The 16,246-nt window shown below is 64.4% G+C and carries 13 protein-coding genes; 10 read left to right on the forward strand and 3 right to left on the reverse strand.

The features are described 5' to 3' along the window. The first annotated feature begins 18 nt into the window (after positions 1-18). From ABZN20_RS17230 to ABZN20_RS17275, 10 genes are all read left to right on the forward strand, one after another. The gene (locus ABZN20_RS17230) at positions 19-825 is read left to right on the forward strand and encodes a hypothetical protein (RefSeq protein ID WP_367026067.1); all 807 of its coding nucleotides are present in this window, start codon (positions 19-21) and stop codon (positions 823-825) included. 7 nt (positions 826-832) lie between these two features. Continuing rightward, on the forward strand, positions 833-3,631 hold the full coding sequence (locus ABZN20_RS17235; protein ID WP_367026068.1) for a cytochrome c3 family protein: 2,799 nt from the start codon (positions 833-835) through the stop codon (positions 3,629-3,631). Positions 3,632-3,824: 193 nt separating this feature from the next. Then, positions 3,825-4,403 carry a DsbE family thiol:disulfide interchange protein gene (locus ABZN20_RS17240; protein WP_218805659.1) on the forward strand — a complete coding sequence of 193 codons (579 nt, stop codon included), beginning with the start codon at positions 3,825-3,827 and terminating at the stop codon, positions 4,401-4,403. A gap of 21 nt (positions 4,404-4,424) precedes the next feature. Continuing rightward, entirely contained in the window at positions 4,425-5,144 is a 720-nt protein-coding gene (locus tag ABZN20_RS17245) for a DUF3450 domain-containing protein (RefSeq protein WP_218805660.1), read from the forward strand. After that, positions 5,141-6,385, forward strand: a complete 1,245-nt coding sequence (locus ABZN20_RS17250) for a MotA/TolQ/ExbB proton channel family protein (RefSeq protein WP_218805661.1) — start codon at positions 5,141-5,143, stop codon at positions 6,383-6,385. Before ABZN20_RS17245 ends, ABZN20_RS17250 begins: the two co-directional genes overlap by 4 nt. Before the next feature lie 7 nt (positions 6,386-6,392). After that, on the forward strand, positions 6,393-6,890 hold the full coding sequence (locus ABZN20_RS17255) for a MotA/TolQ/ExbB proton channel family protein (RefSeq protein ID WP_218805662.1): 498 nt from the start codon (positions 6,393-6,395) through the stop codon (positions 6,888-6,890). Next, on the forward strand, positions 6,887-7,321 hold the full coding sequence (locus tag ABZN20_RS17260) for an ExbD/TolR family protein (protein ID WP_218805663.1): 435 nt from the start codon (positions 6,887-6,889) through the stop codon (positions 7,319-7,321). The genes ABZN20_RS17255 and ABZN20_RS17260 overlap by 4 nt, the downstream gene beginning before the upstream one ends. Further along, on the forward strand, positions 7,318-8,127 hold the full coding sequence (locus tag ABZN20_RS17265) for an energy transducer TonB (protein ID WP_218805664.1): 810 nt from the start codon (positions 7,318-7,320) through the stop codon (positions 8,125-8,127). The genes ABZN20_RS17260 and ABZN20_RS17265 overlap by 4 nt, the downstream gene beginning before the upstream one ends. Before the next feature lie 238 nt (positions 8,128-8,365). Then, positions 8,366-12,271 (forward strand): Ig domain-containing protein, encoded by a 3,906-nt coding sequence (locus tag ABZN20_RS17270; protein ID WP_367026069.1) that lies wholly within the window; start codon positions 8,366-8,368, stop codon positions 12,269-12,271. Between the two features lie 311 nt (positions 12,272-12,582). Beyond that, on the forward strand, positions 12,583-12,735 hold the full coding sequence (locus tag ABZN20_RS17275; protein ID WP_367026070.1) for a hypothetical protein: 153 nt from the start codon (positions 12,583-12,585) through the stop codon (positions 12,733-12,735). Between the two features lie 560 nt (positions 12,736-13,295). Here ABZN20_RS17275 and ABZN20_RS17280 read toward each other — a convergent pair. From ABZN20_RS17280 to ABZN20_RS17290, 3 genes are all read right to left on the reverse strand, one after another. Beyond that, complete coding sequence (locus tag ABZN20_RS17280) at positions 13,296-13,724, reverse strand: TlpA family protein disulfide reductase (RefSeq protein ID WP_367026071.1); 429 nt, start codon at positions 13,722-13,724, stop codon at positions 13,296-13,298. A gap of 142 nt (positions 13,725-13,866) precedes the next feature. Then, positions 13,867-14,919, reverse strand: coding sequence for a sialidase family protein (locus ABZN20_RS17285; protein ID WP_367026072.1), 1,053 nt, complete (start codon positions 14,917-14,919; stop codon positions 13,867-13,869). 178 nt (positions 14,920-15,097) lie between these two features. Next, positions 15,098-16,219, reverse strand: coding sequence for a transporter (locus ABZN20_RS17290; RefSeq protein WP_218805669.1), 1,122 nt, complete (start codon positions 16,217-16,219; stop codon positions 15,098-15,100). Between the last annotated feature and the right edge of the window lie 27 nt (positions 16,220-16,246).

Consider the following 16,246-nt stretch of genomic DNA (forward strand, 5'->3'; position numbering starts at 1 on the left):
GCTGAACGGTGCTTGGAGATGAAGTTGAAGGGTAAGCTGAGGTTGGGACCCGCGGGTCTGGTGCTGTTCCTCTCGTGCTGGGCGAACGGCGGCTCGTCCTTCGCCGGCGAGCCGCTGTTCGTCCAGCGGGTCGAGTCGGCCGTGCCGACGCAGGAAGCCATCGGCAAGGCGGAGGAGCAGGTACGCGAGCACAAGGACGTGAAGCTCCGGGAAAAGATGGCCGTGCCGCCGTTCCACAAACGGGTGGAGCCGCCGCTGCGCGAGGGCGAAACCTACTGCCAGGGCTGTCACCGTCCCCAGCCGCACGGCAAGAAGCTCCGTACCCGCAGTTTCCTCAACATGCACAGCCGTTACGTCGCCTGCGAGACCTGCCACTTCCGGCCCGAGGACGTGCGGCTGGATTACCGCTGGTTCGACTATGCCGCTCGCCAGCCGGCTGCTCCCGATGGCAGCCGGTTCCGGACCGGGCGGAACCTCGACAATTCGGTGCTGATCGACGGCGACTTCAAGATCGCGCCGTTCTACCGGGGCGAGCCCGCGTTCGCCTTGCCCGGAACGGCGTTCGCCGAACGGGTCGGCCGCGAGTGGAAGGAGGGCGATCTTTCCGCCAGGGCGCGGCTCAAGGCCCGTCTGCATGCGCCATTGAGCAAGGAAGGTCCGGCCTGCGCGAAGTGCCATACCGAAGACGCTCCCATGCTGGATCTCGCGGCCCTCGGCGCGGATGCCCGCCAAGCCGCGGCCATCCGCAGGCACGTCATCCCGCAGTTCTTCGACCGTTACCAGTCCGACGACGAACGGCTGAAGATCATCGACATCCTGCGCTGAAGCGATCATGGCGAACAATCTTGCGGGAGCACTCGTGCTGCGCTGTGCCGCCGCGATCGCCGCCGGCCTGATCGGGCTGTGGCCGGCAGCGGCCGGTGCCCTCCAGGCGGTGGTGGCGTCCGATCCGGTCAGGTACGAGGCCGGCTTCGAGCAGCCTTCGTCCGTGGCCGCGGATGGCGCGGGCCGGGTCTACGTGCTCGACGGCGCCCACCACCGGATCGTGGTGCTCACGCCGGACGGGGGAATCCTTCGAACCCTCGGCGGCGCTGAGCTGCTGAAGCTGCCGATGGACTTCGCTCTCTCCGAGGAAGGGCTGGCGGTCGCCAATACCGGACATCACCGGCTGGTGCTGTTCCGCCCCGACGGCACGTTGCAAAAGACGCTGGACCTGCCCAGCGAGTCCTTGCCGGAGCCCTCGCCGAAGCCGGAAGCGTCGCCGCAAACCAGCCCCCCGCCGAGGCTGCCGCCGGAGCCGGTGGCCGTCAGCGTGCAGGACGGCATCGCCTTCTGGGCCGACCGGCGCAGCCACCGCGTGTGCCGGACCCGGCTGGCGGACGGCCGGGACTTGGGCTGTTTCGGCGGGCGCGGGGAAGAGCCGGGGCAGTTCCAATACCCGTTCCAGATCGCTCAGGACCGCGACGGTTATTTCAACGTCGTGGACGTCGTCAATGCCCGCGTCCAGGTGTTCGACAAGAGCGGGCGCGCGTTTTCCCAGATCGGCCGGTTCGGCCTCGACGAAGGCGAACTGTTCCGCCCCAACGGCCTCGCCATCGACCGGGAGCAGGACGCGTTTTTCGTCAGCGACGGCTATTTCGGGACCATCTCGGTGTTCCGCAAGGGCGAGTTCCTGGGACTGCTGCGGACGCCGGACGGCCAGCCGGTCAAGCTGGATTCGCCCACCGGCCTCCATTTCCGCGACGGCCGGCTTTACGTCGCCGAAACCGGCGCCAGCCGGGTGTGGCGCTACCGGGTGAGCTATCCCGAGCGTGCCGCGTCAGCCGAGGAAAGCGGCGTGCGCACCGAGCTGTCGCAAAAGAATTGCCTGCTGTGCCATCTGTCCTGGGCCGGCGATGCGCCGCCAGAGGTCCGCGCCGCCGATGCGGAAGGAGCGCTGCCGGAGGCCTCCTACCGCATGTGCTACAGTTGCCACAACGGCGCGGTCATGGATTCGCGCCTGGCCATCCATCGGGGCGCGCAGCATCCCACGGTTTACGAAAGCCCCAAGGAGAAAAAACGCCATGCGGGACTCGAGCCGCGCAAGGACAAGCTTCCCGACAAGTTTCCGGTCACCCGGGACAAGCAGCTGCTCTGCACCTCCTGCCATACCCCGCATACCGACGCGGAAAAGGCGCAGACGCTGTATCCGGCCCACGGCAACGCCTGGCTGCGAATACCGAACCGGGGCGGCGATCTGTGCGAGCGCTGCCACGAATCCAAGGTCAAGGGCGCTCGCCTCGACGCGCCGGTGCAGCCCGGGTCCGCCGAAGGGAAGAAAGGCCCCAAGGGCCTCAACCATCCCTTGGGGATACGCTTCGTGCCGCCGCCGCATCCGGAGGCGAAGGGCTACCCTTCCGAGACCGAATTGCGCAAAGGGCTGCCGGAGCGCCTGACCGCCGGAGGCGCGGCGCTCGGCGATCACGAGGAACTGATCTGCCAGACCTGTCACCAGGTCCACGGCGGTCACGGCGACGGCAAGACCACGGTCCTGGAAACCGCCAAGGGCGAGCTGTGCGCCGCCTGCCATCGGCGCCAGTTCACCAAGAGCAAGGAGGAGGCCCACGAGAAGGGCGTCCACCCCGTCAACGTCAAGCGCGAACCGGACGAGTCCGGCGCAAGGCCCGTGTTGTGGAAAGGCAAGCCGGAAATCACCGAGGTCGGCTGTCAGACCTGCCACCGCGTCCACGACGGCGGCGCGCGGACCCCGCTTCTGCCCGAAGGGGTCGCGAACGCGGAAAGCCTGTGCAAGAACTGCCACGAACGCCAGCACGCCGAGGACGAGAAGGACGCCAGGAAGAAGGGCGTGCATCCGGTCAACGCCGAGCTGGACGAGCCGGTGCGGATCGGCGGCAAGGAAGTCAGGACAGTGGGCTGCCTCAGTTGCCACTCCGTGCACGGCGGCAAACCCCATACCGCCGCCCTGGTGGAGACGGACCGCGACGGCGAGCTGTGCAGCCATTGCCACAAACAGAAGCAGACCGTCGTGGGCACCGATCACGACCTGCGCATCACCGCCAAGGACGAGAAGAACGCCCTGGGCAAGCTGCCGTCCGAAACCGGCGTCTGCGGAAGCTGCCATACCCTGCACCGCGGCAAGGGCGACCGCCGCTTCCTGTTCGCGGCGAGGAAGGTGGAGCCGCAGCCCGGCCCGGTGATGGACGAGACGCCTTTCAAGCGGGATGGACTGTGCCTGAACTGCCACCGGAAGGGCGGGATCGGCGAGAAGAAGGTGGTCCATCATTTCAGCCACCCGCGAAAGGATCTGGTGCTGCGCTCCGACCAGAAGGTCCTGCCGCTGCTGGGCGCCAAGGAAGAGCCCGAGGACTTCGGCGGCATCGCCTGCATCACCTGCCATGAACCGCACGTCTGGGATGCCGACAGGATCCCGCCGCCCGGCAAGGACGGGACGATCGCACTGTCCGCCAACAGGGAAAACCTGGAAGGCAGCAACCGCGACGCGTTCCTCCGGGCGAAGGATGCCGACAAGGTGTTCTGCGTCGATTGTCACGGCCTCGGGACCCTGGTGAAGTACAAGTACTATCACGACGCCAGGCGCGCCCGTAACGGTGGTGTGGATTATTTGGAATGAATCGACGCCCGGCGCCTACCGGAGTGGGCTACAGTCCACGAATTGCGCCGACTCGTGTCATACGCTAACGATCATGGCGACCAGCTGCCCTGGATGATGAAAGCAACCGCTCGCCATGATCGTTCCCCTCATCTCCGGCCCTCTCCCAAAGGGTGAGCAAGGTTGAGCGACTTTCACGTTAATGAGCCCGGACATGCCCCGTCTCTTTCTCCTTCTTCCGCTGCTGATCTTTTCCATTCTGGGCTTCCTGTTTTTCCAGGGCATGAACCTCGATCCCAATACGCTCCCCTCACCGCTGCTGGGCAAGCCCTTGCCGGCGTTCGAACTGCCCGCGCTGCGCGATCCCTCCAGGGTGATCTCGGACAAGGAAATCAAGGGACCCGCGCTGGTCAACTTCTGGGCAAGCTGGTGCGCCGCATGCCGCGATGAGCACGCGCTGCTGCTGGACCTCGCCCGCAACGCCGGCGTCACGATCTACGGCATCGACTATGTGGATCGGCGGGAAGCGGCGCTGGACTGGCTGGACCGCCTCGGCGATCCCTACGCCGCGGTCCTGTTCGACGAACGCGGTACCCTCGGTTCGGAGTTCCAGGTCATGGGGGCGCCCGAGACCTATGCGGTGGACGGCGGCAACATCGTCCGCTACCGTCATGTCGGCAGGTTGACCTGGGAGGTCTGGACCGCGATGCAAGCCGCCCTGGCCGGTCCGGCCCCTCACCCCGGCCCGGAGGGAGAGGGTGAGCAAGGTTGCTGCGACTTTCACGTTGAGTGATACAAACAGGGCGAGGTGGCCATGAACCTGCTGGAATCAACCCGCGTGGCCGTCGCGCGGCGGCGCAATGGCCGGGGCTCTCCCGTTCGATCCGCGGGCATCGGTTTCTCCCGGCCTTTTCTCGCCGGCGTCTTGCTCGCCCTCGGATCTTCCTTGGGCCTGCCGGCCGTTTCGCCGGCTGCCGACCGGCGCCCGGAGGATCCGGCGCCGTCTGCGGACGTTGCCGACAAAGGGCGGCAGCTCGAAGCGCTCGCCCGTCTCGATTCAGCTCCGCTGCTCTCCGAGTCGGCGGTTCCCGCGCTCTTGGATGGCGCGGTTGCCGCATTGAGGCAGGGAATCGAGAATGGCCCGCCGTTTTCGCTGACCGAGCGGAGAAGCCGCATCGCCCGGCTGGAAAAGCTGCTGGGCGAGCCCAATGTCGACGTCGCCGAGAAATACCGCCGCGTTCTGGAGGCTTACCGGGCGGAGCTCGACTATGGGAAAACCGTGGAGGCATACCGTGACCTGCTGCGGACGGAGGACGGCGAACGCTTGGTGGATTTCCTGAGCATCGGCCGCCTGGCGCTGTATTACCAGACCCTGGACGGCCGCGAGTCGGGCATCTGGCGCGACCGCGAGAAGCAATGGCGCAGGCTCTCCCCCGAATACAACCGCGCAATCGCGCTCGGGCTGCGCGCCGCCCGCAAGCTGGAACCCCCGCAGCTCCTCCCCTTGCCCCTGCCGGGGCCGAGATCGCCATGAAGGGGCTTTCCAGCTTCCGGAGCCTGGCCTGCGCCGCCGTTTGGGTCGCGCTCGTCGCGGCGGCCCGGCCCGGCTTTCCGGCGCCTTCGCCGGAGCCGTCCCTCGGGGCCGCCCCCGATGCGGCGTTGACCGCCGCGCTCGCCGCACACGAAGCGCTGTTCCTCGCGATTCGGGAAAGCGCGGCGAATCTCAAGCTCTTCTACGAGCAGAATTGCCTGGCCGGTGACGGACCCGGACAGCGGAGACTCCTCGATCGGCTGGCCGATCCCGAGCACCTGCCCGCCGCGAACGAACTGGAGGACCTGTTCGCCAGCTTGCGGACCCAGTTGGACGCCCTCGGACGCGTTTCGACCTTCCGGGCCCCGGTCTATGCCCCGGATGGGCGGATGGCGGAGCGGGAGGTGCTCCGGCTCGGCGGTTTCAGTCTTCTCGCCGACGGCCACTATCTGGTTTACGCTCCCGAGGTCGGCAGGCTGGTGGAGCTGGCGCGCCAGCCGTCTTCGGCCCTCGTCGATCTGGCGCGACGCTTCGCCCAGGCGGACGCGAAATCGCTGGCGCCGGTCGCCATCGACCCCTCCGGCGGCCAGACCTTGCAACTGCTGGTGCAGATACCGGAGCTGCGGGAGCGCATCGCCCAGGGTGGCGCGGTCGGTTACCTCATTCTGGCTCTGGCCGTGTTCGCGCTGTTCCTCAGCGGCTACCGTTTCGCCGAACTGTCGCTGGTGGGGCAGCGCATCCGGCGGCAGTTGGAATCGTTCGAAGCGCGGCCCGACAATCCCCTGGGCCGGGTGCTCGCCCGGCTGGAGCAAACGAAGACCGATGACGAGGAAGCGCTTTACCTGACGGTGGAGGAAGCCTTGGCCGGCGAGCGTATGCGTTTGGAGCGTGCCCTGGGGCTCCTGAAACTGGTCGCGGCCATCGCGCCCATGCTGGGGCTGCTCGGCACGGTGACCGGCATGATCAAGACATTTCAAGCCATAGCCCTGCACGGTTCGGGGGACCCGAAACTGATGTCGGGCGGGATCTCCGAGGCGCTGGTGACCACCGTCGAAGGCCTGGTGACCGCCATACCGGTCCTGTTGCTGCACAGCCTGCTGGCGGGCAAGAGCCAGGCGCTCGGCACGATGCTGGAGGCGCATGCTGCCGCCGCCCTGTCCGGGCGCCTCGAACGCAGGCAAACCGCAAGCCGGGGGAACGGAGCGGTTCCGGCAGCCGGCGGGCCGCAAACCCCCGACCGGTGACGGCAAGATGGCGGCGCTCGGGTTTCGATCTCTGGCGGACGCCATGCTGGCCGCGGCTCAGGGCATCCAGGAGCTGATGGCCTCGGGCGGTCCGGTGATGTGGCCGCTGCTGGGTGTTTCGCTGCTGCTGTGGGGACTGATCCTGGACCGCTACTGGTATTTCCTCCATACCTTGCCCAAGGCGCGGGGGAGACACCGTTCGGCCGTGGAGACCGCCGAGGTCCGCATCGCGTTGTGGCGCCACCTCCGCCTCATCAGGACCTTGTCCGGGATCCTTCCCATGCTGGGCCTGCTGGGAACGGTCACCGGCATCGTGGAGACTTTCGACCTGATCCGGGTGTTCGGCACCGCCGAGACCCGCATCGTCGCCCGCGGCGTGTCCCAGGCATTGATCACGACGCTGACCGGCCTGGTCATGGGGCTCTCCGGCGTGGGCGCGGGTTACGACCTGAACCGGCGGGCGGAGGCGGGCGAGCGGGCCATGGCCGGGAGCCGGGCGCCATGAAAAGGCGCGGTTTGTTCAGGTCGCGGACCGGCGGCGCCGAAGACAGCGCCGACGCCATCAATCTCACGCCCCTGATCGACATGGTGTTCATCCTGCTGATCTTCTTCCTGGTGACGACCTCCTTCATCCGCGAGTCGTCCATTGCGGTGCAGCGCCCCAAGGCCGCGACGGCGACGCTCCCGCGCAACGTCGAAGTCGTCGTCACGATCAGCGCGGACGAACAGGTCTGGCTCAACAACGTCTCGGTGGACGTCCGCCTGTTGCGTGCCCGCCTCGAAGGTTTGGGGCTCGGCAACCCCGCGCGCTCGGCCATCATCCTGGCCGACAGCCGCACGACGACGGGGCTGCTGGTGAAGGTCATGGACCAGCTCCGGTTGGCCGGCTTCACCAATATTTCGGTGGCGGCCAGTTCCTCCCCCGACACCCCGTGAACGCAGCGGGTCTCAGCGCACCGCTCCGCGCGTTTCGGGCGCTGTCGGGACGCTGCGTCGGCGCGCTGGTCGTCAATCTGGCCTTGCTCCTGTTGATCGCCGCGCTGGTCCGCCGGCAAGACTTTATCGGAGAGTCCGAGCCGCAGCCGGTGCCCGTGGACTTCGTCCGGCTCCCTCCCAAACCCGCCGAGTCCAGGCCGCCACCGCCGCAGACACGGAAGACCGGGATCGAACCGCCCACCGAGAGCAGGCCGTCAGACGCGCGGTCCGATTCCGCGAAGTCCTCCACGCCATCGGCGCAGCGTTTGTCCCGCAGCAAAGAATCTCCCGGTTCGAAGCGGGAGACGAAAACTCCCGGCGTGGCCGCTCCCCGGCTGGATATTCCCGCGCGGGGAACCGGCGCGGAATTCCCGGCCGTTCCGGGGGGCGATTCGCGGCTGACGGCGCCTCCGGCACAGTGGAATCCCGGGAAGAAGCCGGCAGGCGCTGGAGATTTGGACCGCGGCGCGGAAGGCGAAGGCGGGGCCGGCAACAATCCGTTGACCGTCATATTCCGGGTCGTGCCTAAATATCCGGCCGCGGCCCGCCGCAGGGGAATAGAAGGCTGGGTCCGGCTCGAAGTGACAGTGACGGCGACAGGCCTCCTCGGCGACGCCCGAGTCGTGGATGCCAGCCCCCGGCACACGTTCGACGAGGCCGCGCTCGAAGCGATCCGGCACTGGCGTTTCAAGCCGGCTTTCAAGGACGGCCGGGCCGTGGAGCAACGGGCGATGCTGACGATGGAGTTCAGGCTCATGCGGCGTTAGGGCGGGGCCGGCATTCCGCCGCCTGCCCGCTTCCGCCGGTTGGCGCCGTGCGCGATATGCCACGGAGTCGTGTGAAACCACGCGAATTTCCCTGGCGATATTTCCTCGACGACATTTATCGTTATGTTCTGTAACGGTTTTTTTTCTTGGCTCGAGTGCTGCATTGAAGAGCCTTGGATTCATTGGGACCGGAAGACACCGCCGTCCGGGCGATAAGAACCAAGAAGAAGGAGGAACCATGCAGATCGCAAGCCATGCGCCGCCGGCCATATCGTTGACACGGCAGCTTGTCGCAACCCTCATGTTCGCACTCATCGCGGCGCTGGCCCCGGAATATGGGCTCGCCGCCGCCAAGCTCAAGATCGCCAAGGCGGCCTGGTCGGACAAGACCGGGATGCTGGTGGTGAAAGGCAGCGCCAAGAACGCCGCCGGCCCCATCGAAATCCACGACCTCGCCGGCCGCCTGCTGGGCTCGAGCCCCGGTCCCTCCTTCGTCCTGAAGCTCGATCGCGGCAGCCTCGCCGCCGTCCCGTGCGCCGTGCGGGTTCAGGCCGGCGGCACGGAAGCCGTCAAGGCCGTCAAAGGCAGCCCCGCCGACTGCAGGAAAGCCCCGGCCTGCCAGATCCTCACCCCGGCTCAGGAAATCCACGTCGGCGCCAACACCGACGTCAGCTTCGCCGGTACGGCCAGCCTCAACGACCCCGAAGCCCAGCCCCTCAAGCTCGAATGGGACTTCGCCGGCGGAAGCATGGGCGAGCCCATGCCCAACACCCACCCCACCGCCTACAAGCGACCCGACACCGAAACCACCACCGTCCAGTTTGTGCGCGACAACGCCAGCTACAAAGTGCGCTTCACCGCCTGGGACCGGAAAAACCGCTACTGCGAAGACAGCGTCATGGTGCACGTCGGCAACCCGCCGGCCAACCTGCCCGACGTCTCGGCGCTGGCGAAGCAGGCCCAGGACAGCGCGCCCAGGTTCGGCAGCCAGTTGGCGGGGAACAAGGGCGAGGTGGTGGTGTTGCCGTTTCCCGACCTGACTTTCCAGAACGCCGGCGACGCCCGTTATACCCCCAGCTTGTATGTCGCCGCGCCCCTGGGACCTTTCACCAGCCTCAACGCTCAGGTTTACCGGAAGGACCGCCTGCCCGTGCAATTGACCGGGCAGGACGTGCAGATGAAGTACTCGGCGGCCAGCAATCCGGACGACCCGGTGGGTGCCGATTCCATCAACGCCACCAGCCAGAACTGGCCGCTTGCCAGCGATATCCGCAAGCCAGCTCCGCTAGCGGAGGCGACGATCCAGAAAACCGACCAGTGGGAATTTCTGGTGCGCCCGGCCTCCGAGCCGTTGGCGCCTTCCTATGCCAGCCTCAACTGGCTGGATTGGATTGTGGGAGCAACGACGCCGGTCGCTCCCGATGAAGGTTTGATCGTTGGAAAGCCGCCATTTGCCAAAGGTTATTTCTTTTGGGGAGGAACACCGCCGGCGGTTTACGCCGACGATCATGGCCGCTATATGCCTGGACGTGATCAACCCTATGCCGCCAATGCCCAGCAGGACTTCACTGCCTATTTCGAGGAGCAGCGTCGACATACCGCCCGCTTCATTCCCGTGACCGACGTCGATGACGGCGGGCGGGCCAACCCGTTCCCTCTGATGAGGGCGGAAGCCGTCGACAAGAACACCGGCCAGTCCCTGGCCGCCACCGACGCGGTGTTGAGCACCGGCAAAGATTTCCACTGCCGGGAATGCCATGCCAAGGGCAAGATCGCCGCGAACGATCGGCTGGATTGGTCGCAATACAGCCAAGCCTTTCATTCCACCTGGGAATACCCGGCGTGCCCGCCGGCGCGTACCTACTGCAGCGACACATTTGCGCCACCTACGTTCTACGACGCTGTCGACCGTAATGGCCAGCCGAGCCAGAACCTGTTCGATCAGGAATACGCCGCCGTGAAGAACGCTTCCAGTCTCCACGACTGGTACGATGCTTTATATCTCATCGAACATATGGATGGGCATTTGGGGCTGTCGAACGGCGCCCACAATTTCGACAGGCCGGATACCTGTACTCTGTGCCATCACTCCATGGTGGAAGCGGAACTGAGAGCGCGGCCCGTCATTAAATTTCTCGGGAATCGTTATGGAGACGATCACTTTTATCCCGACTACACGCCCACCATGCACCACTTCCATGCGGTGTTGCAACGCGATCCGAACGATCCCGGCAAAATCTTGCGGGGTACCGACGGCCGGCCGCTGCGCTGGGATCCGAGCAAGGGCCCCAATCCGAATACCCTGTTCCCGACCGTGGACGCGCAGGGCAATTCCTTGCCGCAGGAACAAAACTGCCTGCGCTGCCATGCCGGTCACCGCGAACCGCTGTACCGCGACCGGATGTCCACGGCGGGCGTGACCTGCTACGACTGCCACGGCGACATGCTGGCGGTGGGCCAGACTTACAACAAGCCCAAACCGGGACCGGAAGGCTTCGCCATTCGCGTGCCTTGGTACGAGCAGCCGGACTGCGGCTCCTGCCATACCGGCAACGCCAACCGCGGCAAGGACGGAACCAACGGGTTCTACAGCGCCGGGGTGATGAAACGGGCCTTCGAAGCATCAGACCCCTCCGCGGCCCCGCGCACACCGCCGTCGCTAAGGTTTGCCGTGCAGCCCAGTCCGACTACGGACGTCTACTACCGGAACTGGGTGGATACCGCTGCGAACCCAGGTGAGCGCAGCAGCATCCTCAGCTTGTCCAGCCCGCTCTACCGCAACAGCCGCGACACCCACGGCGACGTCGCCTGCGCGGTCTGCCACGGCGGCGCCCACGAAGTCTGGCCCAACCGCGATCCCAAGGCCAACGACAACGTCACGGCGATGCAGTTACAGGGCCATGCCGGCCACATTCTCGAATGCAACGTCTGCCATACCGCCGATGCCTTCAAGAACGAGATGGACTTGGACGGCGGCCAGTACAGCGGTGATCCCATACCCGGTATTCTGGGCGGTCCGCACAACCTGCATCCGGTCGACGATCCCTATTGGTGGAAATCGAGTGAAGGCGACAAACCCAACGCCGACGGCACGACTTATGGCGGCTGGCACAACAACTACGCCAAAAAGCCCGGCAAAGACGGCGAAGACCAGTGCGCGGCCTGCCACGGCAACGACCACAAGGGAACCCGTCTGTCCAAGACGCCGGTGGACCGGGTATTCGACTTCCGGGGCTTCGACGGCAAGAAGCTGAAGAAGGCCGGGTTCAAGTCGAAGGTCGTGAAAGTGGCCGCCGGCACGCCGATCGGCTGCGACACCTGCCACAGCATCGAGACCTCCTGCATCGGCTCGCCCGCCGGCAGCCAGTGCGGGGTGGCCTCGGACTTCGTGCCCGATAAGCCCAACCACGATCCGGTCATCACCTCGACGCCGGGCGTGACCACCGCCGTCATGGGCCAGCCCTACAGCTATCAGGTCATCGCCAGCGATCCGGATGGCGATCCCTTGACCTATAGCCTGGGGCTCAAGCCGGGTTCCATGACCATCAGCGATCAGGGCCTGGTGACCACCGACTGGCCGATCGACACATTCGGCGGCTACCGCCAGGCTCCCTTCGCCTTCCCCTATACCATCACGGTCAAGGACGGCAAGGGCGGTTACGCCACACAGACCATCACCATGAACCTCCGCTGTCCGGATGGCCAGCACTGGGAGTTCGGCAATTTCCCGGGCGGGGGAGCCGGAGGTCATGATCACGGTCCGGCGCTACGGGGCACCTGCGTGACCGACACCGGCGTGACCATCACTTCGCGGCCGGTCCTGGGAGTGACGGAAGGCGAGACCTACACCTATCAGGTGACCGCCGTCAGCGACAAGGGCTTGCCTTTGACTTATAGCGTGGCCGTGCCGACGGCTCCAAACGCGCCGCCGTACAATCTCAAGGCTTCGGATTACAGTGTTGACTCAAAAACGGGTTTGCTTACAGCGACCCCCGGAAAGCGGGGGACGCCCCAGTTCGTTAGGAATCTCTTTTTCACGGTGAAAGCCGAGGACGGCCAGGGCGGCAGCGCCACCCAGACCGTCGTCGCCATCGTATGCAGGTTGCCGAAAACCTGGCACACCGATCAGGGCAAGTGCATGTGAACCGGAACGGACAACCCTCTCATGGGGCGCTTCGGCGCCCCTTTTTACAGGGTTTCGTTGCATTTCAGTGTCCAATGTCCGTCCTCATTTTGCAAAGACAAGCGGCCCGTCCGTACCTCCCATCCGGAATGGAGTGGTGAGTGAAGACACGCACCGGATGCGTGAAATCACGACGCTGCTATAAGTTCGTCTTCATATATGTCTCTGGTTTTATGGTGGTTTTCTTCTTGGCGCGATTGTTGCTAAACATCGTATTGCTCGTATGGTTTTCCCGCGGTGGCGGCCGCACGTAACAAGAGTCCGGAGGAACCATGAATTTCCTTGACCCAGTCCAGGAGATGCATCCGTTTTGGCGGACGTTTCTCGGCGGTTTGCTGTTCGCCCTGATTTCGGCGGCGGCGGAGGTGGTGTCGGCGGTGGCCAGGATCAAAATTCCGAAGTGCTTCGGGGCGCCACAGGGCTGAGGCAGGTCGGCGTCCTGGCCGGCTCACGGTTTTTTTTTAGGCTATGTCTGCGTTAACAGTTGATAAGTCCTGGAACCCGCACCTCGGGGTTTTCATGGCTTTGCAATCACTTGATATTTCAATGAGTTGCAAGTCAGCCAGTAATTTTCAACGGTTAACGCAGACATAGCCTTTTTTTACGTTTCTAACCGGGTAAGAAGGGCGATCGCGCTATGTTTAGCGACAAATCAATAAGATAAATTTTGGTTTTAGGCGATCTGCACGTTGCCGACCACCATTTTGCTTCGCGGGAAGCCAAACTCCGGGAGCGTGAAGACTCTTGCTCTCGGGGGTCACAAATCACACAGGATTACAAGTCCGTCGTCGTCAGCGAATCAATAGGTTAGCGACACCATATAGCGGGATCGCCCTGCCTGGATCATGCAGGCTTTTGAGGTAAGCCGCCAAACCTGCGAGACGCGCCGACTGCGGCCGGATTTGCAGGAACAGTCCTCGGACATGGCCCGCAGCGTCTCGCGCTGGCGGGAGACGAACCGGCAACGGGAAGCAAGCGGTTCAGGCTATTCGAACTTGGGCTTCGATCGGGCGAGCCACGCGTCGATATACTCCGCGGTGAGGGCGCCACTCCGCGAGACGCGTTGATGCCGATGGTCGTAGAAATAGGCGCGCGGCATTTCGCCATACCAGGCCCGGTCGATCTCATGGCGCAGACGCTGCGCGTCATCTTCCGCGAAGATCCAAGACTGCATCGGGTCGAGGCCATGTCTGGCGAGCATGCGTTCCACGTCCGGCTGCCGAGATAGTTCGTCGGTCGATACCATAATCAAGGCCATTTCGGGATGGCGCTTGGCCTCCGCAGCCAGCATGTCCAGCTCCCGTAGGCACGCCGTGCAGTCCAATGACCACACGATCAGCAAGAACGGACGCCCCCTTTGGGCCTTTTCGATCTCGGCGAGACTGCCTGACACGAACTGGCGCGTGTCGGCCAAGGCGGGGTTTACGCCTATCGCTGCGAAGGCTGCCAAAGTCAACCACCTGAGCGCACAACGCCACATAGCAATTCTCTCGCAAGGCCTATTATAAAATTTCAAATACGGGCGGCTCATTTCCGCCGGCACGTACCGACCGTGTTCAAGGCAGATGCAGCAATCGATAGCCGTCGCTTTTCGTGTTCCACGACACAAACAAGGAACCGCCATGATTGAGCAGCAGAGGATAGTCAGCCGGCCCGACCGTTTCGGCAACCGTGCGGTCGGCGCTCCATGTGCCACCGTCGTCTTCAGACGATCTGAGGCGCAACCTATGGCGGGTGCCGTCGAATTCCAGCCAAATCAGCACCACCCGAGGGCCGACCGCGACCACATCGGCGTGACCGGCCAGGTCTTCCCGGCTACCGACAGGGACGGGCGCGGAGAAAGTCCTGCCCCGGTCCGGCGACCGGGCGTAGAACAGCCCTTGCCGTTTGTCGCCCTGAGTGAACCAGACGATATGGTAAGTGCCCCTGTCACCGATCGACAACGCCGGCCCGTGCTCGGGACAGGCATCGATCTTCCAATCATCGAACGTAACGCGCCATGTCTTCCAGTCGCCAGCATCGCGGCGGATCAGGCCGTGGTCGCGTACTCCTCCCGGATAAATCATCCGACTCAAGACCACCGGCGTTCCATCCGGCTCGAAGGCGGCAGCGATCCGGCAGCATTCGCAGGTATCGTTCACCACCTTGCGATTGACAAGATTCGGCGTATCCGAAGATTCGAGGAGCGCGTAATACATCGGAAGACCGACCTCGCGATAGTCTCGGCGGTCGCGTTCATCATGCCAGTAGACATAAGGGCGACTATCGCCATCAACCACCAGCTTGCTCTGGTAGTCTTTCACCTCCTCCCAGCGCTCGCTGACGGGCTTGGGTTCGGAGAAATGGCGCCCCCCGTCCCCGGATACCGCAAGATAGGTGGTCATCGCCTGACGCCCTTCCGCCGGATAGGTGACCAGCACCCTGCCGGCCCTATCAACGGCAATCGACGGCCGGTCCTCCGATTGTGCTTTCAGGCGTTGTCCGTCTGGATTGACGACCGTCGGAACACTAAACGTCTTGCCGAAATCCGACGACCGGTCGATCAGGACCAGTGAGTCCGAAATGGAGACTCGCCAGAGCCCGCCTCGCTGGTCGAAAGTTGCAGACATGGGCAGGCCGCGCTTTTCCGGCCGGGGTCTGGCGCCGGTCGCCGGAATGGGCGAACCGGTCGCGCAAGCAGCCAGCAACGCGCACAAAGTCAGAACGATCCCAAAGCTCAACGTCAGAGGGACCGCCGCCCTTGCGCCGGAAAGACTCCCGACCGGATCGGGGCCGGGTTCTCCCGCGTTAGAAGGTGATGGATATGCGGTTGACGATTCGGTAATCGGGTATGTTCTGGTGGCCATATTCGTTGCGAACAATCGGTGCACCGAAAGAGAATGAGACATTCCAGTTTGCCCCCCCGGCATAGCGAAACCCCGGGGACAAATAAATAGTGTTACCACCGGTGTTTGGATCGACGACCCCGTGCGTATTTTGACTCGCACGCCACTCACCATTGATTTCCGCCACCAGCACCCACGTGGCGCTGTTGGTTTCGGCGTACAAGGGGTTCGGAGCGCTATCCGACAAAGCATATGAAACAGCGACGTTGTACAAAAAGTCATCGCCCTGGTCGGAGCCCGCCACCCCGGTGCCTTGGAATTGATACTGATAGCTGGTATCCACCGACCATTGACCGAACCCATGGGTAAAGGCCGCCCCCACAAACGGGCTCCAGGCGCCGGTCCCCGGCTGGAAATGGGGGTCGAATGGCTCGCCCTGTTTGGTCTTCACATGGTCCATGCCCGTAGGCATCTGGAGGCCGAACAAGAGAGAGGCATGGGTCGAATTGTCCTTGGTATGCCAGAATCGATACTGCCCGAACGCAGTGATGTCCCCGAAACCGGTGGCATCCCCGAGCACGTCGACGTGATCCCCGTCCTCCGCGGGCGCGCGCACGTTGAATCGGGCCACGGCCGGAAGCCGCAGGCCGACGCTCAGCGTATCGGTGACGCCGTACGCGGCAAAGAGTGCTGGATTCAGGATGCCGGTCAAGCTGTGCACATCGGCACGCGGACCGTCGCCGAAGGCATTCTTGATTCGAAGCATCTGCGGGTTCGAGAAGCGGTTGAATTGAACCCACTGTGTTCGTTCTCCCACGACCCACTTACCGTCGGGCAAAGTGATCGCGCTGTCGGTGACGATAGGTGAAGCGATACCGAGACCGACGCCCAGTCCGCCGTGATCGGCGCGGACGCTGGTGCTGGCGGCGAACATGAACATCGGGGGGAGGGCGAGCACGGCAGCGGCGCCGATACCCGCCTTACCCGTATTCCTCGATGCCCGCGGTACGACCCTCACCGATGCGATGAATCCTGCCTGTATCCGGCTGACAGCGCGCTTACCGCACCCGATTATCGTGATCATGACCAATCCTCGGTAAGGTGCGTCCGC

It is taken from the genome of Methylococcus sp. ANG, from assembly GCF_040730495.1.
In the GTDB taxonomy this organism is placed as follows: domain Bacteria; phylum Pseudomonadota; class Gammaproteobacteria; order Methylococcales; family Methylococcaceae; genus Methylococcus.